We start from the raw sequence: 21,675 nt of genomic DNA on the forward strand, positions 1-21,675 counted from the left end.
CCGCCGATATATTTGTTTTGATACACAGGCAATACGGCGGTGTTGCCAAATACAGACTGTGTCAATGTGATTTCGGCAGGTTTGTTCTTCGTACTTGCGTTCTTGGTAGTAATCAAAATAACACCGTTTCGACCTTGGTCGCCATATAGCACGGCAGCCGCCAGACCTTTCAGTACGGATACGTTCTCGATATTGTTAGGGTCAATATCCAAGAATCGGCTGGGCGCGGCTTGACCGCCTTCAAGAAAATTACCTCTTGCATTAGTAGCTGAATTGAAAGGCACGCCATCTACTACAAACAAAGGCTGCACAGAACCTGTGATAGAAGAGTAACCGCGAATGGTAATGTTTGTACCCGTACCGGATACGCCTGAAGTTTGGGTAATGTTTACGCCGGCAATCTTGCCTTGCAACACGCGGCCCACATCGGCCAGCGGGCGGTCGGCGATAGCATTTTGATTAACCGTTGCAACGGCATAGCCCAACGCTCTCTTTTCGCGTACTATACCTTGTGCGGTTACAACCACTTCGCTCAATTGCTTTGTATCTGGTTCTAAAACAACATCAATCGTTGTTCTGCCACCGATTTCCACTTCCTGTGTCAGGAAGCCTACAAATGAAAAAACAAGCCGCGTAGCCCCTTCGGGAACGCTTAGCTTGTACTTACCATCACCGTCGGAAACCACGCCTGTGTTGGTTCCTTTCGCCAGAACGTTTACGCCAGGCAAGGGCGAGTTGTCTTCAGAAGACGTGATCTTGCCCGAAATAACCCGATCTTGCGCATACGCGGAAATCATCAGCGCATAAAGTGCGCCAAAGAGTAGAAATCGCTTCATGCTTTGAAATTTAGTTAGGTTAATAAATCCACACCAATTCTACGAAAAGCATGACTTAAAATCAAAGAAACGTTAAAAAAAAAATACTGCTCATTGGCATAAAGTTTCTTAATTGCGTAGCAATCACCAAAAATCACCACGTAATTATGGGTCTATCACACAATTATGACTTTATCATTATCGGTGCCGGATCTGCGGGTAGCGTGCTGGCGCATCGCCTTTCGGAAAATCCCGGTAATTCTGTGCTTCTATTAGAAGCCGGCGGCCCCGATACGGCTATGAAAATTCACATACCCGGCGGATATACAGATCTGTTTCGCACTGAGGTAGATTGGGCATTTTATTCTGAACCACAGGCTTTTGTGGCTAATCGCAAAATATTTTTGCCGCGCGGCAAAACACTCGGAGGCAGCAGCAGTACGAATGCAATGGCCTATATCAGAGGGCATCAGAAGGATTTTGATACATGGGCTGCTACAGGTAATCAAGGTTGGGATTATAACAGTGTACTGCTATATTTCAAAAAGTCGGAACACAATGAAACTATTCAAAACAGCTACCATGGACAACAAGGTCTGCTTCATGTAAGTAATCCGGCATTTGTTACACCTTTCGGGCCGGCATTTATCCAAGCCTGCGCCCAAAAAGGGATTCCGTTAACTGAGGATTTCAACGGCGTGCAACAGGAGGGCGCGGGCATGTTGCAGTTTACTATTAAGCATGGAAAAAGGCATAGCACAGCAACTGCATTCATTAAAACTGCGCTAAGTCGTCCTAACCTGACCGTTATTACCAAAGCATATACGACCAGAATTTTACTCAATAATGATAAGGCTACCGGGGTAGAATGTCTGATTAAAGGAAATTTGCAGACCTTCAAAGCCAATAAAGAAGTTATTCTGAGTGCCGGCGCTTTTTCCTCGCCGCAGTTGTTGATGCTTTCGGGCATCGGCTCGCCTGACGATCTCAAATCGCATGGCATAGATCTAAAACACAGGTTGGAGGGCGTAGGTAAGAATCTGCACGATCATTTATTTTATCCGGTAAGTATGCTTTCTAAAACAGCAGTCGGCAAAAACCATATCCTGAAGCCACTCAACATGATAGGTGCGCTTTTTTCTTATTTGATCGCTAAAAGGGGGGCGCTTACTACAGGACCGTTGGAAGCCAACGCCTTTGTCAAAACTTCAGCAGCAGCTGTACAGCCCGATTTGCAACTGCACATGGCTCCCGTACAACTCGGCGATCAGTATGGACTGGACATTTACGATCTAAGTAAATATCCGAAAGATCGCGATGGATTTATTATACTGCCGACGCTGCTGCAGCCTGAAAGTCGCGGTTATGTGGCCTTGCGCTCTGCCAATCCTACCGATGCCCCGATCATCCAGCCCAATTTCCTTTCCAAAGAGGCAGACTTAGAACTGCTCGTTAAGGGTGGGAAACTGGCGCAGGAAATATTGCAGCAGCAAGCCTTAGACGACCTGCGCGACCGTTTGCAGTTTCCTCAGCCCAATATTAGCGACGATGAGTGGGCAAACCACATCCGCCTTTCGTTAGAAACAGTTTATCACCCCGTAGGTACTTGCAAAATGGGCAGCGATGAAATGTCTGTTGTTGATGATCAGTTGCGAGTGCACGGCATAGAGGGACTGCGCGTCGCCGATGCCTCGATTATGCCGCGCATTGTATCGGGCAATACAAATGCCGCCTGTATTATGATTGGGGAAAAAGCTGCCGATATGATACTTGCAGCACATGCTATGAGCTAAATTGCACCATGTTTTTCCTGTTGTCCAAATTGCTGACCTTTCTGATTAATCCGCTTTTCTGGTTGATGGTGGGAATACTCTGGGCGCTGCTGACCCGAAGCGCAAAGCTACGGCAGCGACTACTGATAGTTGTTGCCGTAGCATTTTGGTTTTTTGGTAATCCATGGGTGGCTAATGAGGTATTGCTGCGTTGGGAAATTGCACCGACTCCGTTTGCAGCCATTCCGCAGGATAAGTACGAGGTTGCAATTGTCCTGATGGGAATGACACAGGACAGCAAGTCGCCCAAAGATCGGGTGTATTTCATGCGCGGCGCCGATCGCTTGCTCTATGCCATTCGGCTCTACAAAGAAGGAAAAGTCAAAAAGATAATTATCAGCGGGGCATATATTGATAAACTCGCAGCAGTGCATGCTGAAGGTGCAAATAATGTAACAACGCTTTGTCGCATGGCGGGCATCCCCGACGAGGATATTTTGACCGAAGAGGTATCGCTCAACACACACGAAAACGCGCTTTATACAGCACAATTACTACGGGAAAACGGTATTAGCTTGAAAAAATGCATTGTAGTTACGTCTGCATTTCACATGCGCCGGGCTTTGCTGTGTTTTCAGAAACAAGGCATTCATGCACAGCCTTTTGCTGCTGATTTTTATAGCGAAGATCGTTTTTTTGATATAGCGCGGCTGCTTGTTCCCTCTGCTGCTGCCATTGATCGTTGGAATATATTGTTAAAAGAGTGGACAGGCATCATCGTGTACCGGCTGGCAGGTTATCTGTAGGAATACTGATGTAAGATATGACCTGCTCCAAAGGCATGCTATACTTTAATTATTTACCCCGATCAGCGCAACAGCAGACGCAAAACCGCGAAAAAAAAGCTAAGCGGTAAAATGAGTGTCAGGCAGACCAAACCGAAACTAACCCAGTGTGGAGGAAGTTGCGTGGTTTCATAAAAGTTCACAAGTAGGCTAATACCAATGACGGACTTTGTAATTAAAAGAAAAAACGAACATACGAGCCATTTACCTGTAAAAGGCTTTTGTTTGGGGCTGGCTGACTTCAGAATTTGATCTGCTCCTATCAAATTACCATGCTCATCTACGCTGAGAAAATCAGAGATACCCTCTTTTTCTTTTGTCTTTTTCATTTGAAAATGCTGCTTAGAGAAGTTAAATGTATCAAAAGTCCTATTAGCGAAGTTGCAGCATTAGTTTAGATGATCAAATAACGAACTGCGCGTTAGTTTGTTTTAGACTTATTCCAATAAGTGTAGCACCCCTGCCATTCTGCCTGAAAATAGAAATCCGTTCTGGCAGCTTGTGTACTGAATGATGACTTGATAAACGCCCGCCTGTGCAGGTTTGCCTTCAAATGTGCCATCCCAACCCTGCTCGGGGTCGCTGCTGCGATAGACCAGATTACCCCATCGGTTGTAAATCTGAATATCAATGCTTTGCAAGTTGTCGTGCCTGATGCGGAACAGGTTATTGGCAGGTGTGCTGTGTGGAGTGAATGCTGTAGGCATTTCGATCACTGCTTGGCAGCAGTTGGTAACAACGATGCTATCCCGAAACGAACAGCCTGCCGCTGTTGTAACGGTGAGGAAGTATTTGCCCAGCTCCCGCACGGTCAGCGTTGGCGATGAGCCGATAGTTTGCCCGCGTTCGTTTTGCCAGCGATAAGTTCCCAAACCTCGCGGCGCTTCCAGCAGGGCAGCAAGCTCGCCCGCACAGATGGTAGAGTCGCCGCCAATCTGGAAGACGGGTATTGGCACTACATTGATCTGTACCTGCGCCTGTACTTCGCCGCAGCCTCTGGCAACTACCCGCAGTGTTTGCGATTCATTGGGGCGAAGGGTGCGTACCTGCCCTGTTTGTCCATCCGACCATTCGTAGGCAGGATAGCCCGCGCCTGCATCTAAGGTTACCGACTGCCCGCGGCAAACGGTTAAAGTGGTCGGGAGGCGGAGAGGTGGAGGGGTCTGTGGTGAGAAGGTTACTTGCCCTGTTGGGTGTAAAGCCGATAATTTGCCTTCGGTAACAGCATAGGCACGGTAGTGATAGGTGCGCCCCTGCTCAATATTCCGATCGGTAAACAATGCAGCGGGAGCATTTACCTGTGTCAAAAACTGGTAGTTGATACCGTCTGTAGAGCGATAGAGCACAGTACCTACTGCATTAGCTGCCTGATTGCGCCATTGCAACTGTACTGCATCGCTACCTAAGCAGCTAACCGTTAGGTCTGTCAGTTGCCCATTAGGAACAGGTGGATCAAAAGTAAACTGCCTGCGCTGTCCGTCAGCAGTGCTGTTGAGTTGGGGAATAGCTCCCGGACTAATTGGATTGCTGCTCGATACGCCCTCGCGAGCAGTCAGCGTGGCAAGGCTGATTGCAAGGAACTGCGTAGCCCCGTCGCCGCTGCCGATACCGATGTTGATGCTGTTCAGTTCTACGGTAGATCGCACCTGTCCGTAGCGAAACTCAATACGCCCGCCGTTGGCATTGCCCGGGGCAGTTTCATAGATAACAATCTGGAAAGTAGCATCTGCCGTATTGCTGGTAAAATTAACCGCCATGTTGCGACTTTCTACAATTAAAAAGCGATTAGGGGCTGTGCCGCCGCGTCTGAAGTGCACTCGTCCCGTAGCCGAAGTACGCAAAGAGCCTACCTGTGTTTGTGTCTGCGGGTTAAAGTCTGTCCCAACAAAAGGTACGAGCCGCGCATTACCTGCAATAGTGAATGCGTTGCCTGTATTAACAATTGGTTGATTGCCCAGACGCATGACACCGTTGCTATTGACTGAAAAGTCTGTGTAACGAACACCCATGAACCAGAACTCAAATCCAATAGGAATTACCGGGCTGGCACTGAGATGTGTATTAGGCCCGTGTACGAGCGTAGTCGTTGCGTCGTTCATAGGCAGCAGCGAAGCACTTGTAACAGTTGAAAACGCATAATTGCCTGCGCGTTGTGCAGAAGTTGCAAAAGGCAACAGAATTATTGTGCCAAAAATCAAACAAAAAAACTTTAAATTGCTTTTATTGAAACAGTATCGGATTTTCATTGTCGCATGTTGTTGGATTTAGCCTTGATAGGTGTGCTATTTTTGCTGAGTATTCCGCTTACTTGCGGCTACTTTGCGTACACACGCGGGCGCTCATTCTGGTTGTGGTTTACTTTAGGTATGCTGCTGCCAGGAGTTGCGCACCTGATATTGGTTTGCCTTCCCGACAAATCTAACCCAATAGAGAAAGAACTCGAGAATATACGAATAGAAAACAGTCTTTTAGGTACAAAGCCACAATCGAGTGCCGAAAAACGCTTCCGCAAACTCATAGCAGGCAAAAAACATACCATCAGGTTTTCAGGAAATGTACTCGGAGAAGGTCAGATAGCCGTTGCACAAATTTGGATTGACGAACACTCGCTGCTCGAGAAATTCACTGCCAACGAAAAACTGCTGAAAAACTATCAGTTTGAGCCGCTGCCTGTAGATCTGGTCATGCCGCCTTCCAATCACTTACTGGGCGAGCCTGTTGCTCCTTATCAAAACTACTACAAACGCTCGGCTATTTTTGTGCACCGCAACAGTGCAGGCGTAGCAACGGCACAGGTTCGCGTCAAGATCGAACCACATTCCGAATATATCATCTGGCATGATTTCGTACTGGAACACATGGGCGTTGAGCGCCCGCTGCGCAGAATTAAGGCGCTGGTTTTCAATCGCCTGCAATACATCGAGGCATTAGACTATTTGGCAGATTTGGAAATAAGGGCATAGCACAACAGTAATTTTTATGTAATTTTGGTGATAAGAGAACTTATATCAGAGTTACGTTACTATGATTCTTAGTGAAAACTTTCCTGTCAATACTATTATACAAGGCGACTGCATTGATGTAATGAAAAAATTACCAGATAATTCTGTGGATTTAATTATTACTTCACCGCCATATAATCTCAAAAATTCTACAGGTAATGGCATGAAAGATGGTCGCGGTGGCAAGTGGAAAAATGCGGAATTAGTGAAGGGGTACATCCCGCCCCATTCCCCGTTGCTCTCATTAGCCAAATCATACGTTCTACAACTGCTGAAGTTATTTTAGATCCATTTATGGGATCAGGTACTACTGCTATTGCAGCACTCATACACGGCAGAAAATACATAGGCATTGAAATATCACCCGAGTATATTGATATGGCAAATACAAGGATTGCAAAATATTATGCAACACAAGAAGCGTCTTCTTACAAATCAGCAATATGATTACAATTCAAAACCAAATAGCGGCTTCTATGCAAATTGGCATTTCTTGTAAAAGAACTATTCGCGAGCGGTGGAAGCAGGTTTCTTCCGCAGAAGCTCAAATACTCAGTAAATACAAAATCAAATATATCTTTCATATCGTAACCTACGATGAGGATCTATCAGATGATAAGCTGTCCCTCTTAGGAGGACAGCGACATATTTTTTACTTACCCGATAGCAGTAGGCGATTAAACTATGCAAGCCAACATATTGGCTTAAGAGACTATGTACGACCAATTTCAGAATTAGTAAATGATTTGCACAAACATTTACACTAAAAGCTAATTCTTACCTTGAAATTACACCTAAACTTAGTAGGGGCAGTCGTAGAAGGGCTGCAAGCCATCTTCGGCGAAGGCCGCTATGCCGATAAAGTCATCGAGAGTGTCTTGCGTTCCAATCCCAAATGGGGTTCCAGCGACAGAGGGTTCATTGCCGAAACAACCTACGATATGGTGCGCCATTGGCGGCTGCTCTGGCATCTTGCAGACGCAGAACCTTCGCTGAAACATCAGGCGCTTTGGCAACTTTTCGGCGTTTACTGGACTTGGCGTGGTTTTGAACTGCCCAATTGGCCCAAATTTGAGCATACCAATCCTGCACATATCGCTGTGCGCTTTGAACAGGCGCAGCGGGCGATAAAACTGTTGCACTCCTTCCCCGATTGGTTAGATACACTGGCAAGCAATGAACTTGGTAGCGAACGTTGGGCAACCGAAGCCGCCGCGCTCAATACGCAAACGCAGGTTGTACTACGTGCCAATACCCTTAAAACTGATCGCGATGCGCTCATGCGACTCCTTTCAGAACACAAAGTAGAAACCTACACGGTCGAAGATTTGCCGGATGCTGTCATTTTGAAAAAACGCCTCAATATTTTCGGTAATCCGCTGTACAAACAAGGTCTTTTCGAGATTCAGGACGGTTCGTCGCAATTAGTTGCGCCGTTTGCACAAGTTGCGCCCGGTATGCGCGTAATAGATGCCTGCGCAGGTGCAGGCGGAAAAACACTGCATCTGGCAGCACTGATGAAAAACAAGGGCAATATCATCAGCATGGACGTAGAAGGTTTTAAATTAGATGAACTGCGCCGCCGTGCTAATCGCGCAGGCATCAGCATTGTCGAAACTCGTCTGATTGAAAATAACAAGACGATCAAGCGCCTCCGCGAGAGTGCCGACGTAGTGCTGCTCGATGCGCCTTGCTCCGGAACAGGGGTAATCCGCCGCAACCCCGACAGCAAGTGGAAACTTTCCGAAGATTTTATTGCGCGCGTACGGGACATCCAGCGCGATATTTTGCGCCGCTATAGCCAAATGACCAAGCCGGGCGGCATCTTGGTCTATGCTACGTGCAGTATTTTACCATCAGAAAATACCAGACAGATAGAGTGGTTTTTAAACGAACCCGAAGGCAGAGATTTTACACTCGAGGCAGAACGTACTATTATGCCTTCTGAATTTGGCTTCGATGGTTTTTACATGTCGCGGCTGAAGCGCAAATGAGAATTAACCTGCCCAATTTTCGCGGTCTAAGCTGCGGTACTGAATAGCTTCTGCCAAGTGTTCGATCTTAATTTCGTTGCTGCCTGCCAGATCAGCAATGGTTCGCGAAACTTTCAGGATGCGATCATAGGCGCGTGCGGAAAGTCCCAGCCGCTCCATGGCGGTTTTCAGCAGGGTCTTACCCGAGTTACTGATCACACAAATTTCTTTGACCATCTGAGAAGGCATCATAGCGTTGGAATAAATGCCTGCATGATTTTTGAACCGCTTACTCTGGATCTCTCGTGCCTGTACTACACGCGCGCGGATTTCCTTGCTGCTTTCGGCAGGGCGCATGCTGGTCATCTGATCGAAGGATACAGGTGTTACCTCTACGTGGAGATCTATGCGGTCTAAGAGCGGCCCGCTTACTTTGTTCAGGTAGCGCTGTACGACACCCGGACCGCATACACAGTCTTTATCGGGATGATTATAGTAGCCGCAAGGACAAGGGTTCATGCTGGCTACAAGCATAAAGTTCGCCGGAAAATCTACCGTAACTTTTGCGCGGGAAATGGTTACGCGGCGTTCTTCCAGCGGCTGGCGCATGACTTCGAGTACCGTCCGCTTAAATTCGGGCAGTTCGTCTAAAAATAAGACGCCGTTATGTGCCAGCGAAATCTCTCCGGGCTGTGGAATACCGCCACCGCCTACCAGTGCTACGTCGCTGATCGTATGGTGAGGGGCGCGAAAAGGGCGCTGCGCAATCAGTCCGGCTCGTGCGCCTAACTTACCTGCTACGGAGTGTATTTTGGTAGTCTCCAGAGACTCTTGCAGGCTCATCATCGGCAGGATAGACGGCAGCCGTTTGGCAAGCATTGTTTTACCTGCCCCGGGCGGCCCGATCATAATTACATTGTGTCCGCCGGCTGCTGCTATTTCCAATGCACGCTTGATATTTTCCTGTCCCTGAACATGCGAGAAGTCTGCCGTATAGTGGTCTTGCTCGTGAAAGAATATTTCGCGCGTGTCTTTGCGCAGGGGTTCTATCCGCTGTTCGCCGTTGATATGCTCGATTGCTTCAAGCAGTGTTCCTACACCTATGACATCAATATTATTGACAATAGCGGCTTCGTGAGCATTTTCTTTGGGAATAATGAGTGTTTTGTAGCCTCTTTTGCGCGCCTCGATAGCGATTGGCAGCACTCCCTTGATCGGGCGAACGATACCATCGAGCGATAGCTCACCCATAATCAGGTAGCTGTCCAGATCGTCAGCAAGCAACTGATCAGAAGCCCGCATAATACCAATAGCAAGGGTTAGATCATAAGCAGAACCCTCCTTTCGCAGGTCTGCAGGGGCCATATTGATTACGACACGCTGTCGAGGCATTTTGTAACCAAAAAACTTCAAAGCTGATTCTACACGTTGAGCGCTCTCTTTAACAGCACTGTCGGGCAAACCTACTATGACAAAACCTGTGCCTTGCATGATCGTTACTTCGACAGTGATAATAGATGCATCAACGCCAAAAACAGCGCTGCCAAAAGTTTTAGCTACCATACAAAAGTTCTTTTACAATGGGGCTGCAAATCTTGTTAGTTAGTTTTTTGGGGTCTGAGATAGACTTCGCTGAAATCGCGGTATTGCATAGGGTTATTGGGCAGATTTTCTACATGCTGCTGCAAAAGACGATAGCATTCGTCGTACCATAAAACGATGATAGGAGCGTCTTCCATCATAATAGATTCAGCTTTTTGGAAGTACTCGGTTTGTTCTTCTATGCTAGAAGCCCTTAGTGCTTTTTCGTAATTCTCGTTGAACCTTGGGTTGTAGTAGCGCGAAATGTTGGGGTAGGTATTCTCGCCCGGCTTGAATGTAGATTGCTTGCTGTAGAACATCCATAAGAAGTTTTCAGGGCTTGGAAAATCGGCTACCCACGACAGGCGGATCATTGAGTAGTTGCCTGAAAGACATTTATCCGTAATGTCGGAGTGAGTAACTACGTTCAGTTCGATTGAGATGTTGAGTACTTCTTTAAGTTGGCGCTGAACCTCTGTAGCTACCAGTGTGTGGCGCTCGCCTTCCGGGTTGAGATCGAGGGTGATCTTAGGGAAGTTTTTACCCATCGGATAACCTGCTTTTGCTATGTAGTACAAGGCAGAATCTCTGTTAAAGTCATAACCGCGTATCTTGTGAATGTCGTACCAGCGGAAAGAAGGAGGAGTCAGTCCGTGCAAACCTGCTTCGTAGCCTTCGCCGTTTAGTACCCGATCGAGAATTTCCTTGCGATCGATCGCAAAAGAAAATGCCTTGCGCACGTTCAGATCTTTGAAAACAGGATGTATGTTGAGCATGGCATAAAACTGTGTCTGCGTTTCGGGTTCGCGCTGTAAGGTGTATTTGCTAATGCCGCCGTCAGGATCAGATTCGGCTTCTTCCAATATCTCGATGATGTAGTCTGTAGGCAGACGATACATCATATCTAACTTGCCTTTTTTAAACTCGAAAAACTCGGTGCGCTTCTCGCGGATGAATTGAATAAATACACCATCCAGCAGGGGCAGTTGATTACCAAAACGATCTTTGCGATGGTAGTTAGGATTCCGCTTGAGTGTAATTGAGTTGTTGTCGTCAATATTTGTGAGTATGAAAGGCCCTGTACCAACGGCTTTAAACTTCATTTCATTACCGTACTTTTCGTAAGCTTCGCGCGGAAAGATGAATCCACCGCTGCGTGCTAAGTTGGAGAGCAAAAGGGAGTAGGGTTTTTCGAGCGTCAGTTGGATCGTGTACTTGTCAAGTACTTTGATGCCTTCTACCTCAAAAGTAGGTTTTTTACCTCCCGCTGAAGCGTTGTAATATTCCTTTGCCCCTTTGATGATGCCATCGAAAAGGTGAAAAGACTGGTTATCGGTGCTTTGCGTACAAATTCTTGTGAAGGAGTATTTTACGTCTTCAGCTGTCAGTTCGCGCCCTTTGCCCCCCGGAAAAGCAGGATCATCGTGGAAGAATACATTACGCCTCAGTTTGAAGGTATAAATGGTTTGGGTAGGATCTACGTCGAAGGTATCGGCCAGCGAACAAATTACCTTCATATCGGTCTGATCGAATTTGAAAAGTCCTTCGTAGATGTGGTTGGCGACCCGGTAAGAATATACATCAACAATAGCAGGTGGATAGAGTGTTTTGATGTATTCGGTTTCATTGATGCGCAAAACTCCGCCGTAGAAACGTCCACCCGCAGCTTCGCGGGGGGGAGTGGTAGAGACTTGCTTTTCGCTATTGCTCTGGCATCCATAAAAAGTGATGAATGCAATTGCGTAGAGGACTGTCTTTCCCAGTTGCTTCAATTTATTGCACAGCTTGTGTCGCATTATAAGTGTTAGTTGTTTGGGCATATACTCAGTTTGTACAAATATCCGCTATAAAAGCAGTTATCACAATACGAATTAACAAAAACGCAGGTGGTTTGTTACCGCTTGCTATATTAAGCATAAAAAATTATCGTGCCAATATTAGCACGTTCTACTGCCGAATTTCCACTACTACAGGGCAATGATCTGAGTGGACAATAGCTTGTAAAATGTCACAGGCAAGCACGCTGTCGCGCATCAGATCGTTGGCTACCCAATAGTCAATCCGCCAGCCTAAGTTTTTAGCGCGGGAATTAGCACGGCTGCTCCACCACGTATAGCGATGCGGCTCTGGGTGAAAAGTACGGAATACGTCCCAGAAACCTTCCTCGAACAGCCGATCCATCCACTCGCGCTCGGCAGGCAGAAAGCCCGAACTGTTTTTATTTGATACCGGATTGTGGATGTCTATTGGGCGGTGTGCAATGTTAAAATCGCCGCCGATAAGCAAACCGCGCCCCTGCTGCTGCAAATCCTGCAAATAAGACTTGAAATCGTCTAACCATTCGTATTTGAATTGCTGACGTACGTCGCCCGTAGTGCCGGAAGGCATGTACACATTAATAACAGAAAACTCGGACAGGTCAAACTTGATCACGCGCCCCTCTGTGTCATACTTGGGTTTGCCCATGCCGTAGGTAACTGCCAACGGTTCAACTTTAGAAAAGATTGCAACGCCGCTGTAGCCTCTTTTTTCGGCTTCGTGCCAGTAGTATTGGTAGCCCATTGCGGTGAAAGGTGTCAAATCTATTTGTGTAGGTGCAGCTTTGACCTCTTGCAGGCATAAAATATCGGGTTGTTCCTCTTCCAGCCACCCGACAAGGTTTTTCTTCATAGCTGCCCGAATGCCATTGACGTTGTAAGTAATGATTTTCATGTGTCATGCTTCAGGGAATATTTCCTTGCGGAAATACTCGATGATATATTGCTTGAGCAGTTCTTCTTGCAAACGAAGGCTGAGGAAGGGTAGTTTGGCAGTAGGTTGCCAGTGTGGCCAGCCCTCGTTATCAACTCCTTCCAACTCGTAAAAACCGGCATAGCTAAGTACCTTGCATACAGCAATGTGCATCAGATCCTGCTTTTCTTCTTTGCTGAAGTTGCGCACACCCTGTCCTAATTCCTGAACGCCAATTAGAAAGAGTACGCCGTTGAGGTCGGGCTTTTTGCCAAAATGCACTTTTAGCCGTTCCAAAAGCTCTTCCCACGCTTTTTGAATGGAAATATCTTCACACATTACCGGGCATTTAGTTTAAACTCGTCTAAGTATTCTACTGCACGGCGCAAATGCGGGATTACAATGCTGCCGCCTATCAGTAGGGCAATGGAAAATACTTCTTCTATTTCTTCAGGGCTAATCCCGGCCTCTACACACTTGCCGATGTGGTATTTGATGCAGTCGTCGCAGCGCAGCACCATCGAGCTTGCCAGCCCGATCATTTCTTTGGTGCGCACGTCCAATCGTCCGGGAGCATAAGCGTTCGTATCCAGATTGAAAAAGCGCTTAATCACCAGATTATCAGAGTCGAGAATGCGCTCATTCATCCGGCTTCGATATTCGTTGAATTCTTCAATTTTTCCCATGTGCTTTGTAAATTTACCCTAAAAGTAAACCAAAGGAAGATGTTACTTTCAAAGTTGTGGGGCGATTTTGTGCAATTGGCCTTTCCGAGCTTGTGTGCAGGCTGCCGTTCGGCACTGCTTGCCGAGGAGTGCATGGTTTGCACGGTCTGTCGGCTGGGTTTTCCGCTGACTTATTTCCATAACTCTCCTGACGATAACCCGCTGTTCGACAAGTTCAAGGGCAGGTTGCCGATTAGCTATGCTGCCGCTTTCGCATATTTTTCCGATGGCGGCATTGTGCAGTCGCTGGCCCATCAGGTCAAATACGACGGCAACCGCGAGTTAGGCGTTTATCTGGGCAGGTGGTATGGTTCTTATCTAGCCCAAAGCGATCTGAGCAGTCGTTTTGATTGTTTGGTGCCTGTTCCCTTACATAAACAGCGACAAAAGGAGCGCGGCTACAATCAGTCGGCCTGCTTTGCAAAAGGCATTAGTCAGGTTACAGGTATTCCTATGCGCGAAGATCTGGTGTTTCGCTGCAAATCAACTACCTCGCAAGTACGGATGAATCAGGAACAGCGCGTCGAAAATACCAATAAAGCCTTTCAGCTACTGCCCAATGCCCGGATCAATCACCTGCGGATTTTGTTTGTCGACGACGTGATTACCACAGGTGCGACCATAGAAGCCTGTATCGAGCCGTTTCTTGGCGGCTGCGCCGATATTGGCATATTAGCGCTGGCAAACGTGTAAACAAGCACATACCAAAGTATATCTTTTTGATGTTAGTTTTGCATTAAAAATGCCTTGATGAAATCATCAATTTCGCCATTCATCACGCCTTGAACGTCTGAGGTTTCTGCGCCGGTGCGCAGGTCTTTTACTAATTTATAGGGGTGAAATACATAATTGCGGATTTGCGAGCCAAAATCAATTCGTTTTTTGGTGTTTTCTATTTGGGCGCGGGCTTCGTTGCGCTTCTCAATTTCCAACTGATACAGGCGCGATTTGAGCATCTTTAGTGCTTTGTCCTTGTTCTGGACTTGTGAGCGCTCCTGCTGACACTCAATAACCAGTCCCGAAGGCGCATGGCGGAGACGCACCGCTGTTTCTACTTTGTTTACGTTCTGACCGCCTTTGCCTCCTGCACGGAAAGTTTCCCATGTAATATCGGCCGGGTTAATTTCAATATTGATCGAGTCATCTACAATCGGATAGGCATACACCGAAGCAAAGGAAGTATGGCGGCGAGCATTGGCATCAAACGGAGAGATACGTACCAATCGGTGTACTCCTATTTCTGCCTGCAAGTAGCCGTAAGCAAAAGGCCCGTCTATTTCCAGCGTAGCGGACTTGATACCCCCGCCTTCGCCCGGCTGATAGTTGAGTTCGGAAACTTTGTAGTTGTGTTTTTCTCCCCACATGATATACATGCGCATTAGCATTTCTGCCCAATCCTGACTTTCAGTGCCACCTGCACCAGGGTTAATTTCAATAATGGCACTTAGCTGGTCTTCTTCTTTGTCCAGCATTTTCTTCAGCTCCAGCGCTGCTACTATTTCTTCGGTCTTGCTTTTTTCTACCAGTATTTCTTTTTCGCCGATTTCCCCTACAGTATAAAATTCATAGAGGACTTCCAGATCTTCGACGGCTTTCTGCGCCTGCTCAAAGTCGTTTGTCCAATTCTTGCGCAGTTGTATTTCTTTCATTGTTCGCTGTGCAGCCTGCGGGTCATCCCAAAAGTCAGCGGCAGTGGTTTTTGTTTCCAGTTCGGCTATTTCTTTGCGCTTGCCGTCATAGTCAAAGATACCTCCTCAAGGCAGAAATGCGTGCCTTTAAATCTTCTAATTGTGTGAGCGTCATTTGTGTCATCTGAATTTCAGGAAACAAAATTAGGATTTGGTAGGTAAAGTAGTGCGTTAGCTGCATTTTATGCAAAATCGTTGGCTATTGATAGGAGTATTATCGCGCGGATGTGCTATAAATCTCTATTTTTGTCCCCATCAGAAAAAATTGAATTTAGCCTCACGATCATGAACATCCCACAAGACCTCCTCTACACCAAAGACCACGAATGGATTCGCTACGAAGGCGACATCGCCATTGTAGGCATTACTGATTTTGCTCAGGGCGAATTGGGCGATATTGTTTATGTTGATGTGAATACTGTTGGCTCAGAAGTAAAAGCAGGCGAGGTATTCGGCACTGTAGAAGCCGTAAAAACAACCTCAGACCTATTTATGCCCGTAGATGGCGAAGTGCTGGAAGTGAACGACAGCCTCAACAGTAACCCCGAGCAAGTAAACAGCGATCCCTACGGCAGCGGCTGGATTGTTAAAATCCGCCCGACAGGCGGCGGCAAAGAACACCTGATTGATGCTGCAGCTTATGGTTCGCTAGTAGGTGCGTAACAAGAGCATGCATACCACGAGGCTGTCCAAAAAGTAACACGGACTTTAGTCTGTGATTTATTAATAACTTGATAATCAAATAGCTACAGACTGAAATCTATGCTACATCCATCCTTTTTAGACAGCCTCAAAATCTACGTGATACATGCATTAGACTATTCCTTTCCATCAGCTGACCGGGTGCGGTAAAAATCGGTGAACAAACAAACCTAAGGGGAACTTTGTGTATCTCATCACAAAGGCGGAATGGTACACTTAAAAATCCAACTTCACACGAAAAAACCTAACTTTGCCTTTGCACTTTTTTGCAGGCGTTTGGAACAAGGTTTCTATGAAATACAACGAATATAAACAGTCTGTAACCGAGCTTGGCAGGCAAGCCGGCGAGCAAATCCTGACCTACTGGAAGGAAAATGCCATTTTTCAAAAATCTGTTGAATCGCGTCCCGCCGACCGACCTTTTGTATTCTACGAAGGTCCCCCTTCTGCCAATGGAACGCCCGGCATTCACCACGTGATGGCGCGTACCATCAAAGATATTTTCTGCCGCTACAAAACCCTGAAAGGCTACCGCGTAGAGCGCAAAGGCGGATGGGATACGCACGGTTTGCCCGTTGAATTGCAGGTAGAAAAGGAACTGGGCATTACCAAAGAAGACATCGGCAAAAAAATCAGCATCGCGGACTATAACCAAAAGTGCCGCGAGGCAGTGATGAAATACAAAGCTCAATGGGACGACCTGACCGAGCGCATCGGCTTTTGGGTGGATTTGGAAAACCCTTACATCACCTTTGACAACAACTACATCGAGTCTTGTTGGTGGCTGCTCAAACAACTGTATAACAAAGGTTTGCTATACAAAGGCTATACCATTCAGCCCTATTCGCCTGCGGCAGGCACAGGTTTGAGTTCTCACGAACTCAACCAACCCGGCTGCTACAGAACTGTAAAAGACACCTCCGTCATCGCGCAGTTCAAGGTGAAAGGGTCGGATAACGACTACCTGCTGGCATGGACGACCACCCCCTGGACGCTGCCTTCCAATACCGCGCTGGCAGTCGGCAAGGACATCACCTATCTGAAAGTCAAAACCCACAATCAGTACACCAAACAGCCTGTGAGCGTTATTTTCGCCAAAGAGCGCTTAAACTATGTACTGGGCGGCAACTACATCAACCGCAACGATTTTGTGGAAGGCAAGCACAGCGGCAAAATCCCGTATGTGATTGTGGAAGAGTTCAAAGGCGAGTTTCTGGTGGGTATGGAATACGAGCAACTGCTGCCCTTTGTACAACCCCATGAAAATCAGCAAAATGCTTTCAAAGTATATGCAGGCGATTTTGTAACCACCCAAGACGGCTCCGGCATTGTCCATATTTCGCCAACTTTTGGCGCGGACGATGCCCGTTTGAGCAAGCAATATGATGTTCCGCCGCTATTAGTAGCCGACGAACACGGGCATTTTCAGCCAACAGTGGACAAAAAAGGCAAGTTCGTTCATGCGATTGGCACACACTTAGCCGAACTGACAAAGCATTATGGCATCAAAACCCATAAAACGCTTGGCGCGGAAGATTTCTACGTGAAAAACTACACCGACGAAGACGAGTCGCACCCTGACTACAAATCAACAGATGTCATCATTTCCATCATCCTCAAAGAGCAAAACAAGGCGTTCAAAGTAGAAAAATACGAGCATACCTACCCGCACTGCTGGCGTACCGATAAGCCCGTGTTATACTACCCGATGGAAAGCTGGTTTATCCGTACCACGGCGCTAAAAGACCGCTTGGTGGCGCTCAACAAAACCATCAACTGGAAGCCTGAAAGCACCGGAACGGGTCGCTTTGGCAACTGGTTAGAAAACTTGGTGGACTGGAATCTGAGCCGTAGCCGCTACTGGGGAACGCCGCTGCCTATCTGGCGTACCGAAGACGGCGCTGAGGAAATCTGCATCGGTTCTACTGAAGAACTGGCTGCCGAAATTGCCAAAGCCAATGCGCAATTGGGTTTGCAACAGCCGACCTCATTAGCCGATTTGCACCGCCCGTATGTGGATGAGGTAACGCTGGTTTCAGCCTCTGGCAAACCTATGAAGCGCGAACCCGACCTGATTGACGTTTGGTTTGACAGCGGCGCAATGCCTTATGCGCAGTGGCATTATCCTTTTGAAAATGCCGATTTGATTGACCAACGGAAAACTTATCCGGCGGATTTCATTTCCGAAGGCGTTGACCAAACGCGCGGCTGGTTTTTTACCCTGCACTCTATCGCGGGATTGGTTTTTGACAGCGTAGCCTTTAAAAATGTGGTTTCCACAGGGCTTGTGCTGGATGCCAACGGCAACAAAATGAGCAAGCGACTGGGCAACGTGATTGACCCTTTTGAAACCGTAGCCAAATACGGACCCGACGCGGTTCGGTGGTATATGATTGCCAACGCTGCGCCTTGGGAAAACCTCAAATTCAGCCTTGACGGCTTGGCGGAAATGCAGCGCAAATTCTTCGGAACGCTGCAAAATACTTACAACTTCTTTGCGCTGTACGCCAATCTGGACGGATTCCGCTATCAGGAAGCCGATGTGCCGCTGGCTGAGCGCACCGAAAGCGACCGCTGGATTCTATCGCGACTGAATGCTATCATCAAAGAAACCGATGAGGCATATGCCGACTACGACCCCACCCGCGCCGCACGTGCGATTCTCAACTTCGTCAATGACGACCTGAGCAACTGGTACGTGCGCCTGAACCGCAAACGTTTCTGGAAAGGCGAGTACAATACCGACAAACTGGCGGCTTATCAGACGCTTTATACCTGTCTGGTAACGGTTGCCAAGCTGGCTTCGCCGATTGCACCGTTCTACACCGACCTGCTGTTCCGCGATTTGAACAGCATTTCGGGCAAAGAAACTGCCGAGTCGGTGCATTTGGCAAACTATCCTGAATATCAGTCTTATCAGAGAGATGAGGACTTAGAGGATATTATTGCTTTTGCTCAGACTGTTTGTTCTTTGGCGCACTCTATCCGTAAGAACAAAAAATTGCGAGTACGTCTGCCCTTAAAGGAGATTTTAATTGCGTCAGATGAACGCTTCTTCCAGGATAATATCAAAAAAATCAAGGACTTAATTCTTTCGGAAACGAATATTAAAGAACTTGGCTTTGTAAACGCGCTTGGTCAGGTTACAATGAAAGCAAAGCCTAATTTTCCTGAGCTTGCAAAAAAAGGTTTAGGCAAACAGATAAAAGTTATTCAGGAGCATCTTGCAAAAATGGATACGAATGATATTCGTACTTTCATGTTTAATGGAGAATTTGCAGTGCCTGAAACAGATATTATCTTACGACTCAGTGATGTCATTATAGAAACATTTGATATTCCGGGTTGGGTGTCAGCTACTGAAAGAGGCATCACGGTTGCATTAGACATCAGCGTAACGCCTGAGCTGCGCAAGGAAGGCATCGCCCGCGATTTGGTGAACCGCATTCAAAACCTGCGCAAAGACCAGAACTTTGAAGTACAGGACAAAATCAGCGTTGCGATTGCAGCAGGTGAGGCGCTTGTCGCCGATGCAGCCAAAGAATTCGCCGACTACATTCAGTCTGAAACACAGGCGGTTTCCCTGCAAATCCACAGCGACCTGAACGGTACGGAAGCCTACGAAATTGATGAGTTCATGGTGCCTATCCGCATAGCCAAAGCATGACAGAGGAAAAAGAAATGTCGTTTATAGACCACTTGGAGGAACTGCGCTGGCATCTGATCCGCGCGGTTGCTTCAGTGGCTGTTTTTTCAGTAATTGCCTTTTTGTCCAAAGAGTTTGTGTATGGAACGCTCATTCTGGGGCCTTCCAAAGTAGATTTTTGGACGTACCGAATGCTTTGCGCTCTTTCGGATGCTACTTGTATTGACAAGATCAACTTCAAACTGCAAAGCCGCCTGATGACAGGGCAGTTCACCATGCACATGCTCTCCTCGCTTGTGATTGGGGTTATTTGTGCTTTCCCCTATGCCTTTTGGGAAATTTGGAGTTTCGTTAAGCCGGGTTTATATCCGCAGGAGCGCAAAGCGGCAAGCGGAGCGGTGTTTTTTGTTTCGCTGCTGTTCATTTTGGGGATTCTGTTCGGTTATTATGTGATTGCGCCGCTGTCTATTCAGTTTTTAGCTAATTATCAGTTAGACCCGTCCATTTCCAACGAGTTTGATATTGTTTCCTACATCTCTACGCTCACCACGCTGGTGCTAGTAACGGGATTGATGTTTCAGTTGCCGATGGTGGCGTTTTTCCTCGCCAAAATAGGAGTGATTTCACCCGCATTTATGCGCGAATATCGCCGCCATGCGTTTGTTGTTGTGCTGATTATCTCTGCCATTATTACTCCGCCCGATGTGATTAGCCAGATATTAATTTCTCTGCCGCTGATGTTACTATACGAAATCAGCATATGGGTAGTAACAATCAGTGAAAAACGCAATAAGGCAGCGGAACTGCTGGAAGAGAAGTCGCGCAAGCAACCTACAGGGAGCTACCCGGCTTCTACCCCGCTCGACCAGTTGCCTGATTAGCCGATTGAAGGCATTGAATTTTCAGGGAGTCATAAAAAAATCCCAACAAGCTATCAGACTTGCCGGGATTTTCGTTTACGGGTTAATCTCAAACTTATGCAAGCGCCTGTTGTACTTTGGCGGCAGCATCTTTCAGCGCGATTGCAGATGTTACTTTCAGTCCCGATTCTTCAATCACGCGCGCACCTTCTTCGGCATTAGTACCTTGCAGGCGAACGATGATAGGAATGTCAATATTACCGATTTTCTTGTAGGCTTCAACTACACCGTTAGCTACGCGATCGCAACGCACAATACCGCCAAAAATATTAATCAGTATAGCTTTCACATTAGGATCTTGCAGAATGATGCGGAAACCGGCCTCTACGGTTTGGGCATTCGCGCCGCCGCCTACGTCTAAGAAGTTGGCAGGTTGGCCACCTGACAGTTTAATGATGTCCATTGTAGCCATTGCCAATCCTGCGCCGTTTACCATGCAACCAACGTTGCCATCCAGTTTTACATAGTTCAAACCTGATGCAGAGGCTTCTATCTCTAGCGGATCTTCCTCGTTGAGGTCGCGCATGGCGGCTAATTCCGGATGACGGAAGAGTGCATTATCATCTAAGTTGACTTTGGCATCAACAGCGATGATTTTATTATCAGAGGTTTTCAGACAAGGATTAATTTCAAACTGCACAGCATCAATAGCATCATAGGCTTTGTAGAGGGCAGTGATGAATGAGACCATTTCTTCATGGGCTTTGCCTGAAAGTCCGAGTTTATCGGCTATTTCTTTTGCCTGTTCGGGTTGCAACCCTTGTATCGGATCTACCCAAACTTTGATGATTTTTTCGGGAGAATGGTGTGCAACCTCCTCAATATCAACGCCGCCTTCGGTGCTTGCCATGATTACGTTGCAAGCCTTCGAGCGGTCTAAGAGGATCGCGAGATAATATTCTTTGGGTTCGTTTTCGCCTTTGTAATAAACATCCTGCGCCACTAATACTTTATTTACCTTACGTCCTTGTTCGCCTGTCTGGATCGTTACCAGTGTGTTACCGATCAGGTTGCGAGCCACCGTTTCAACTTTTTCCAACGAGGTGCAGAATTTTACGCCTTCCTGTTGGGTTTCAATGGTTTTGCCTTTGCCACGACCGCCGGCATGGATTTGTGCCTTTACAACCCAGCCTTCAGTGCCTGTAGCTGCCTGCAACTGACGCGCTGCTTCTACCGCAGCCTCAGCAGTATCGGCTACGATGCCTTCCTGAATACGAACGCCATAACTTTTCAGTATTTCTTTTGCCTGATATTCGTGAATGTTCATGTGGGCGAG

The 21,675-nt window shown here is 47.1% G+C and carries 20 protein-coding genes; 10 read left to right on the top strand and 10 right to left on the bottom strand.

From position 1 onward, the window contains the following. A partial coding sequence (locus ACWIP2_RS05920; RefSeq protein WP_448518987.1) for a carboxypeptidase-like regulatory domain-containing protein occupies positions 1-836 on the bottom strand: 836 nt, incomplete at its 3' end. Between the two features lie 146 nt (positions 837-982). Here ACWIP2_RS05920 and ACWIP2_RS05925 point away from each other — a divergent pair. Next, entirely contained in the window at positions 983-2,608 is a 1,626-nt protein-coding gene (locus ACWIP2_RS05925; protein WP_448518988.1) for a GMC family oxidoreductase, read from the top strand. Between the two features lie 8 nt (positions 2,609-2,616). Continuing rightward, on the top strand, positions 2,617-3,393 hold the full coding sequence (locus tag ACWIP2_RS05930; RefSeq protein WP_448518989.1) for a YdcF family protein: 777 nt from the start codon (positions 2,617-2,619) through the stop codon (positions 3,391-3,393). Between the two features lie 62 nt (positions 3,394-3,455). On the opposite strand, the gene ACWIP2_RS05935 is transcribed toward ACWIP2_RS05930, so the two are convergent. After that, positions 3,456-3,761, bottom strand: coding sequence for a hypothetical protein (locus ACWIP2_RS05935; RefSeq protein WP_448518990.1), 306 nt, complete (start codon positions 3,759-3,761; stop codon positions 3,456-3,458). 108 nt (positions 3,762-3,869) lie between these two features. Beyond that, entirely contained in the window at positions 3,870-5,630 is a 1,761-nt protein-coding gene (locus ACWIP2_RS05940) for a T9SS type B sorting domain-containing protein (protein WP_448518991.1), read from the bottom strand. A gap of 54 nt (positions 5,631-5,684) precedes the next feature. Between ACWIP2_RS05940 and ACWIP2_RS05945 the strand changes: the two genes are divergently transcribed. The 4 genes from ACWIP2_RS05945 (at position 5,685) to ACWIP2_RS05960 (ending at position 8,428) form a co-directional block, all read left to right on the top strand. Beyond that, a complete protein-coding gene (locus ACWIP2_RS05945) occupies positions 5,685-6,395 on the top strand; it encodes a hypothetical protein (protein ID WP_448518992.1) in 711 nt (236 codons plus the stop codon). Positions 6,396-6,456: 61 nt separating this feature from the next. After that, positions 6,457-6,720, top strand: coding sequence for a hypothetical protein (locus ACWIP2_RS05950; protein WP_448519050.1), 264 nt, complete (start codon positions 6,457-6,459; stop codon positions 6,718-6,720). Then, on the top strand, positions 6,621-6,881 hold the full coding sequence (locus tag ACWIP2_RS05955; protein WP_448518993.1) for a DNA methyltransferase: 261 nt from the start codon (positions 6,621-6,623) through the stop codon (positions 6,879-6,881). Before ACWIP2_RS05950 ends, ACWIP2_RS05955 begins: the two co-directional genes overlap by 100 nt. A 335-nt stretch (positions 6,882-7,216) precedes the next feature. Next, the gene (locus ACWIP2_RS05960) at positions 7,217-8,428 is read left to right on the top strand and encodes an RsmB/NOP family class I SAM-dependent RNA methyltransferase (RefSeq protein ID WP_448518994.1); all 1,212 of its coding nucleotides are present in this window, start codon (positions 7,217-7,219) and stop codon (positions 8,426-8,428) included. A 3-nt stretch (positions 8,429-8,431) separates the two neighbouring features. Here the strand turns inward: ACWIP2_RS05960 and ACWIP2_RS05965 are convergent, their stop codons facing one another. The 5 genes from ACWIP2_RS05965 to ACWIP2_RS05985 form a co-directional block, all read right to left on the bottom strand. Further along, entirely contained in the window at positions 8,432-9,970 is a 1,539-nt protein-coding gene (locus ACWIP2_RS05965) for a YifB family Mg chelatase-like AAA ATPase (protein ID WP_448518995.1), read from the bottom strand. Positions 9,971-10,005: 35 nt separating this feature from the next. Then, positions 10,006-11,784, bottom strand: a complete 1,779-nt coding sequence (locus tag ACWIP2_RS05970; protein WP_448518996.1) for an ABC transporter substrate-binding protein — start codon at positions 11,782-11,784, stop codon at positions 10,006-10,008. 151 nt (positions 11,785-11,935) lie between these two features. Beyond that, positions 11,936-12,700, bottom strand: a complete 765-nt coding sequence (locus tag ACWIP2_RS05975; RefSeq protein WP_448518997.1) for an exodeoxyribonuclease III — start codon at positions 12,698-12,700, stop codon at positions 11,936-11,938. Between the two features lie 3 nt (positions 12,701-12,703). Continuing rightward, complete coding sequence (locus tag ACWIP2_RS05980; RefSeq protein ID WP_448518998.1) at positions 12,704-13,057, bottom strand: hypothetical protein; 354 nt, start codon at positions 13,055-13,057, stop codon at positions 12,704-12,706. Further along, a complete protein-coding gene (locus ACWIP2_RS05985) occupies positions 13,057-13,404 on the bottom strand; it encodes a carboxymuconolactone decarboxylase family protein (protein ID WP_448518999.1) in 348 nt (115 codons plus the stop codon). Before ACWIP2_RS05985 ends, ACWIP2_RS05980 begins: the two co-directional genes overlap by 1 nt. 39 nt (positions 13,405-13,443) lie before the next feature. Here ACWIP2_RS05985 and ACWIP2_RS05990 point away from each other — a divergent pair, with 39 nt between their 5' ends. Further along, positions 13,444-14,136, top strand: a complete 693-nt coding sequence (locus ACWIP2_RS05990) for a ComF family protein (RefSeq protein ID WP_448519000.1) — start codon at positions 13,444-13,446, stop codon at positions 14,134-14,136. Between the two features lie 32 nt (positions 14,137-14,168). Here ACWIP2_RS05990 and prfB read toward each other — a convergent pair. Beyond that, a protein-coding gene (gene prfB, locus ACWIP2_RS05995) for a peptide chain release factor 2 (protein WP_448519048.1) occupies positions 14,169-15,246 on the bottom strand; the annotation gives its coding sequence in 2 pieces (ribosomal slippage) (positions 14,169-15,194 and positions 15,196-15,246; 1,077 coding nt in all). A 170-nt stretch (positions 15,247-15,416) separates the two neighbouring features. Here prfB and gcvH point away from each other — a divergent pair. The 3 genes from gcvH (at position 15,417) to tatC (ending at position 20,360) form a co-directional block, all read left to right on the top strand. Next, positions 15,417-15,794 carry a glycine cleavage system protein GcvH gene (gene gcvH / locus ACWIP2_RS06000; protein WP_448519001.1) on the top strand — a complete coding sequence of 126 codons (378 nt, stop codon included), beginning with the start codon at positions 15,417-15,419 and terminating at the stop codon, positions 15,792-15,794. Between the two features lie 331 nt (positions 15,795-16,125). Continuing rightward, the gene (gene ileS / locus ACWIP2_RS06005) at positions 16,126-19,500 is read left to right on the top strand and encodes an isoleucine--tRNA ligase (protein WP_448519002.1); all 3,375 of its coding nucleotides are present in this window, start codon (positions 16,126-16,128) and stop codon (positions 19,498-19,500) included. Next, entirely contained in the window at positions 19,497-20,360 is an 864-nt protein-coding gene (gene tatC, locus ACWIP2_RS06010; protein ID WP_448519003.1) for a twin-arginine translocase subunit TatC, read from the top strand. The genes ileS and tatC overlap by 4 nt, the downstream gene beginning before the upstream one ends. A gap of 94 nt (positions 20,361-20,454) precedes the next feature. On the opposite strand, the gene sucC is transcribed toward tatC, so the two are convergent. After that, a complete protein-coding gene (gene sucC / locus ACWIP2_RS06015) occupies positions 20,455-21,666 on the bottom strand; it encodes an ADP-forming succinate--CoA ligase subunit beta (RefSeq protein ID WP_448519004.1) in 1,212 nt (403 codons plus the stop codon). Positions 21,667-21,675 lie beyond the last annotated feature (9 nt).

Source organism: Rhodoflexus sp., from assembly GCF_053489755.1.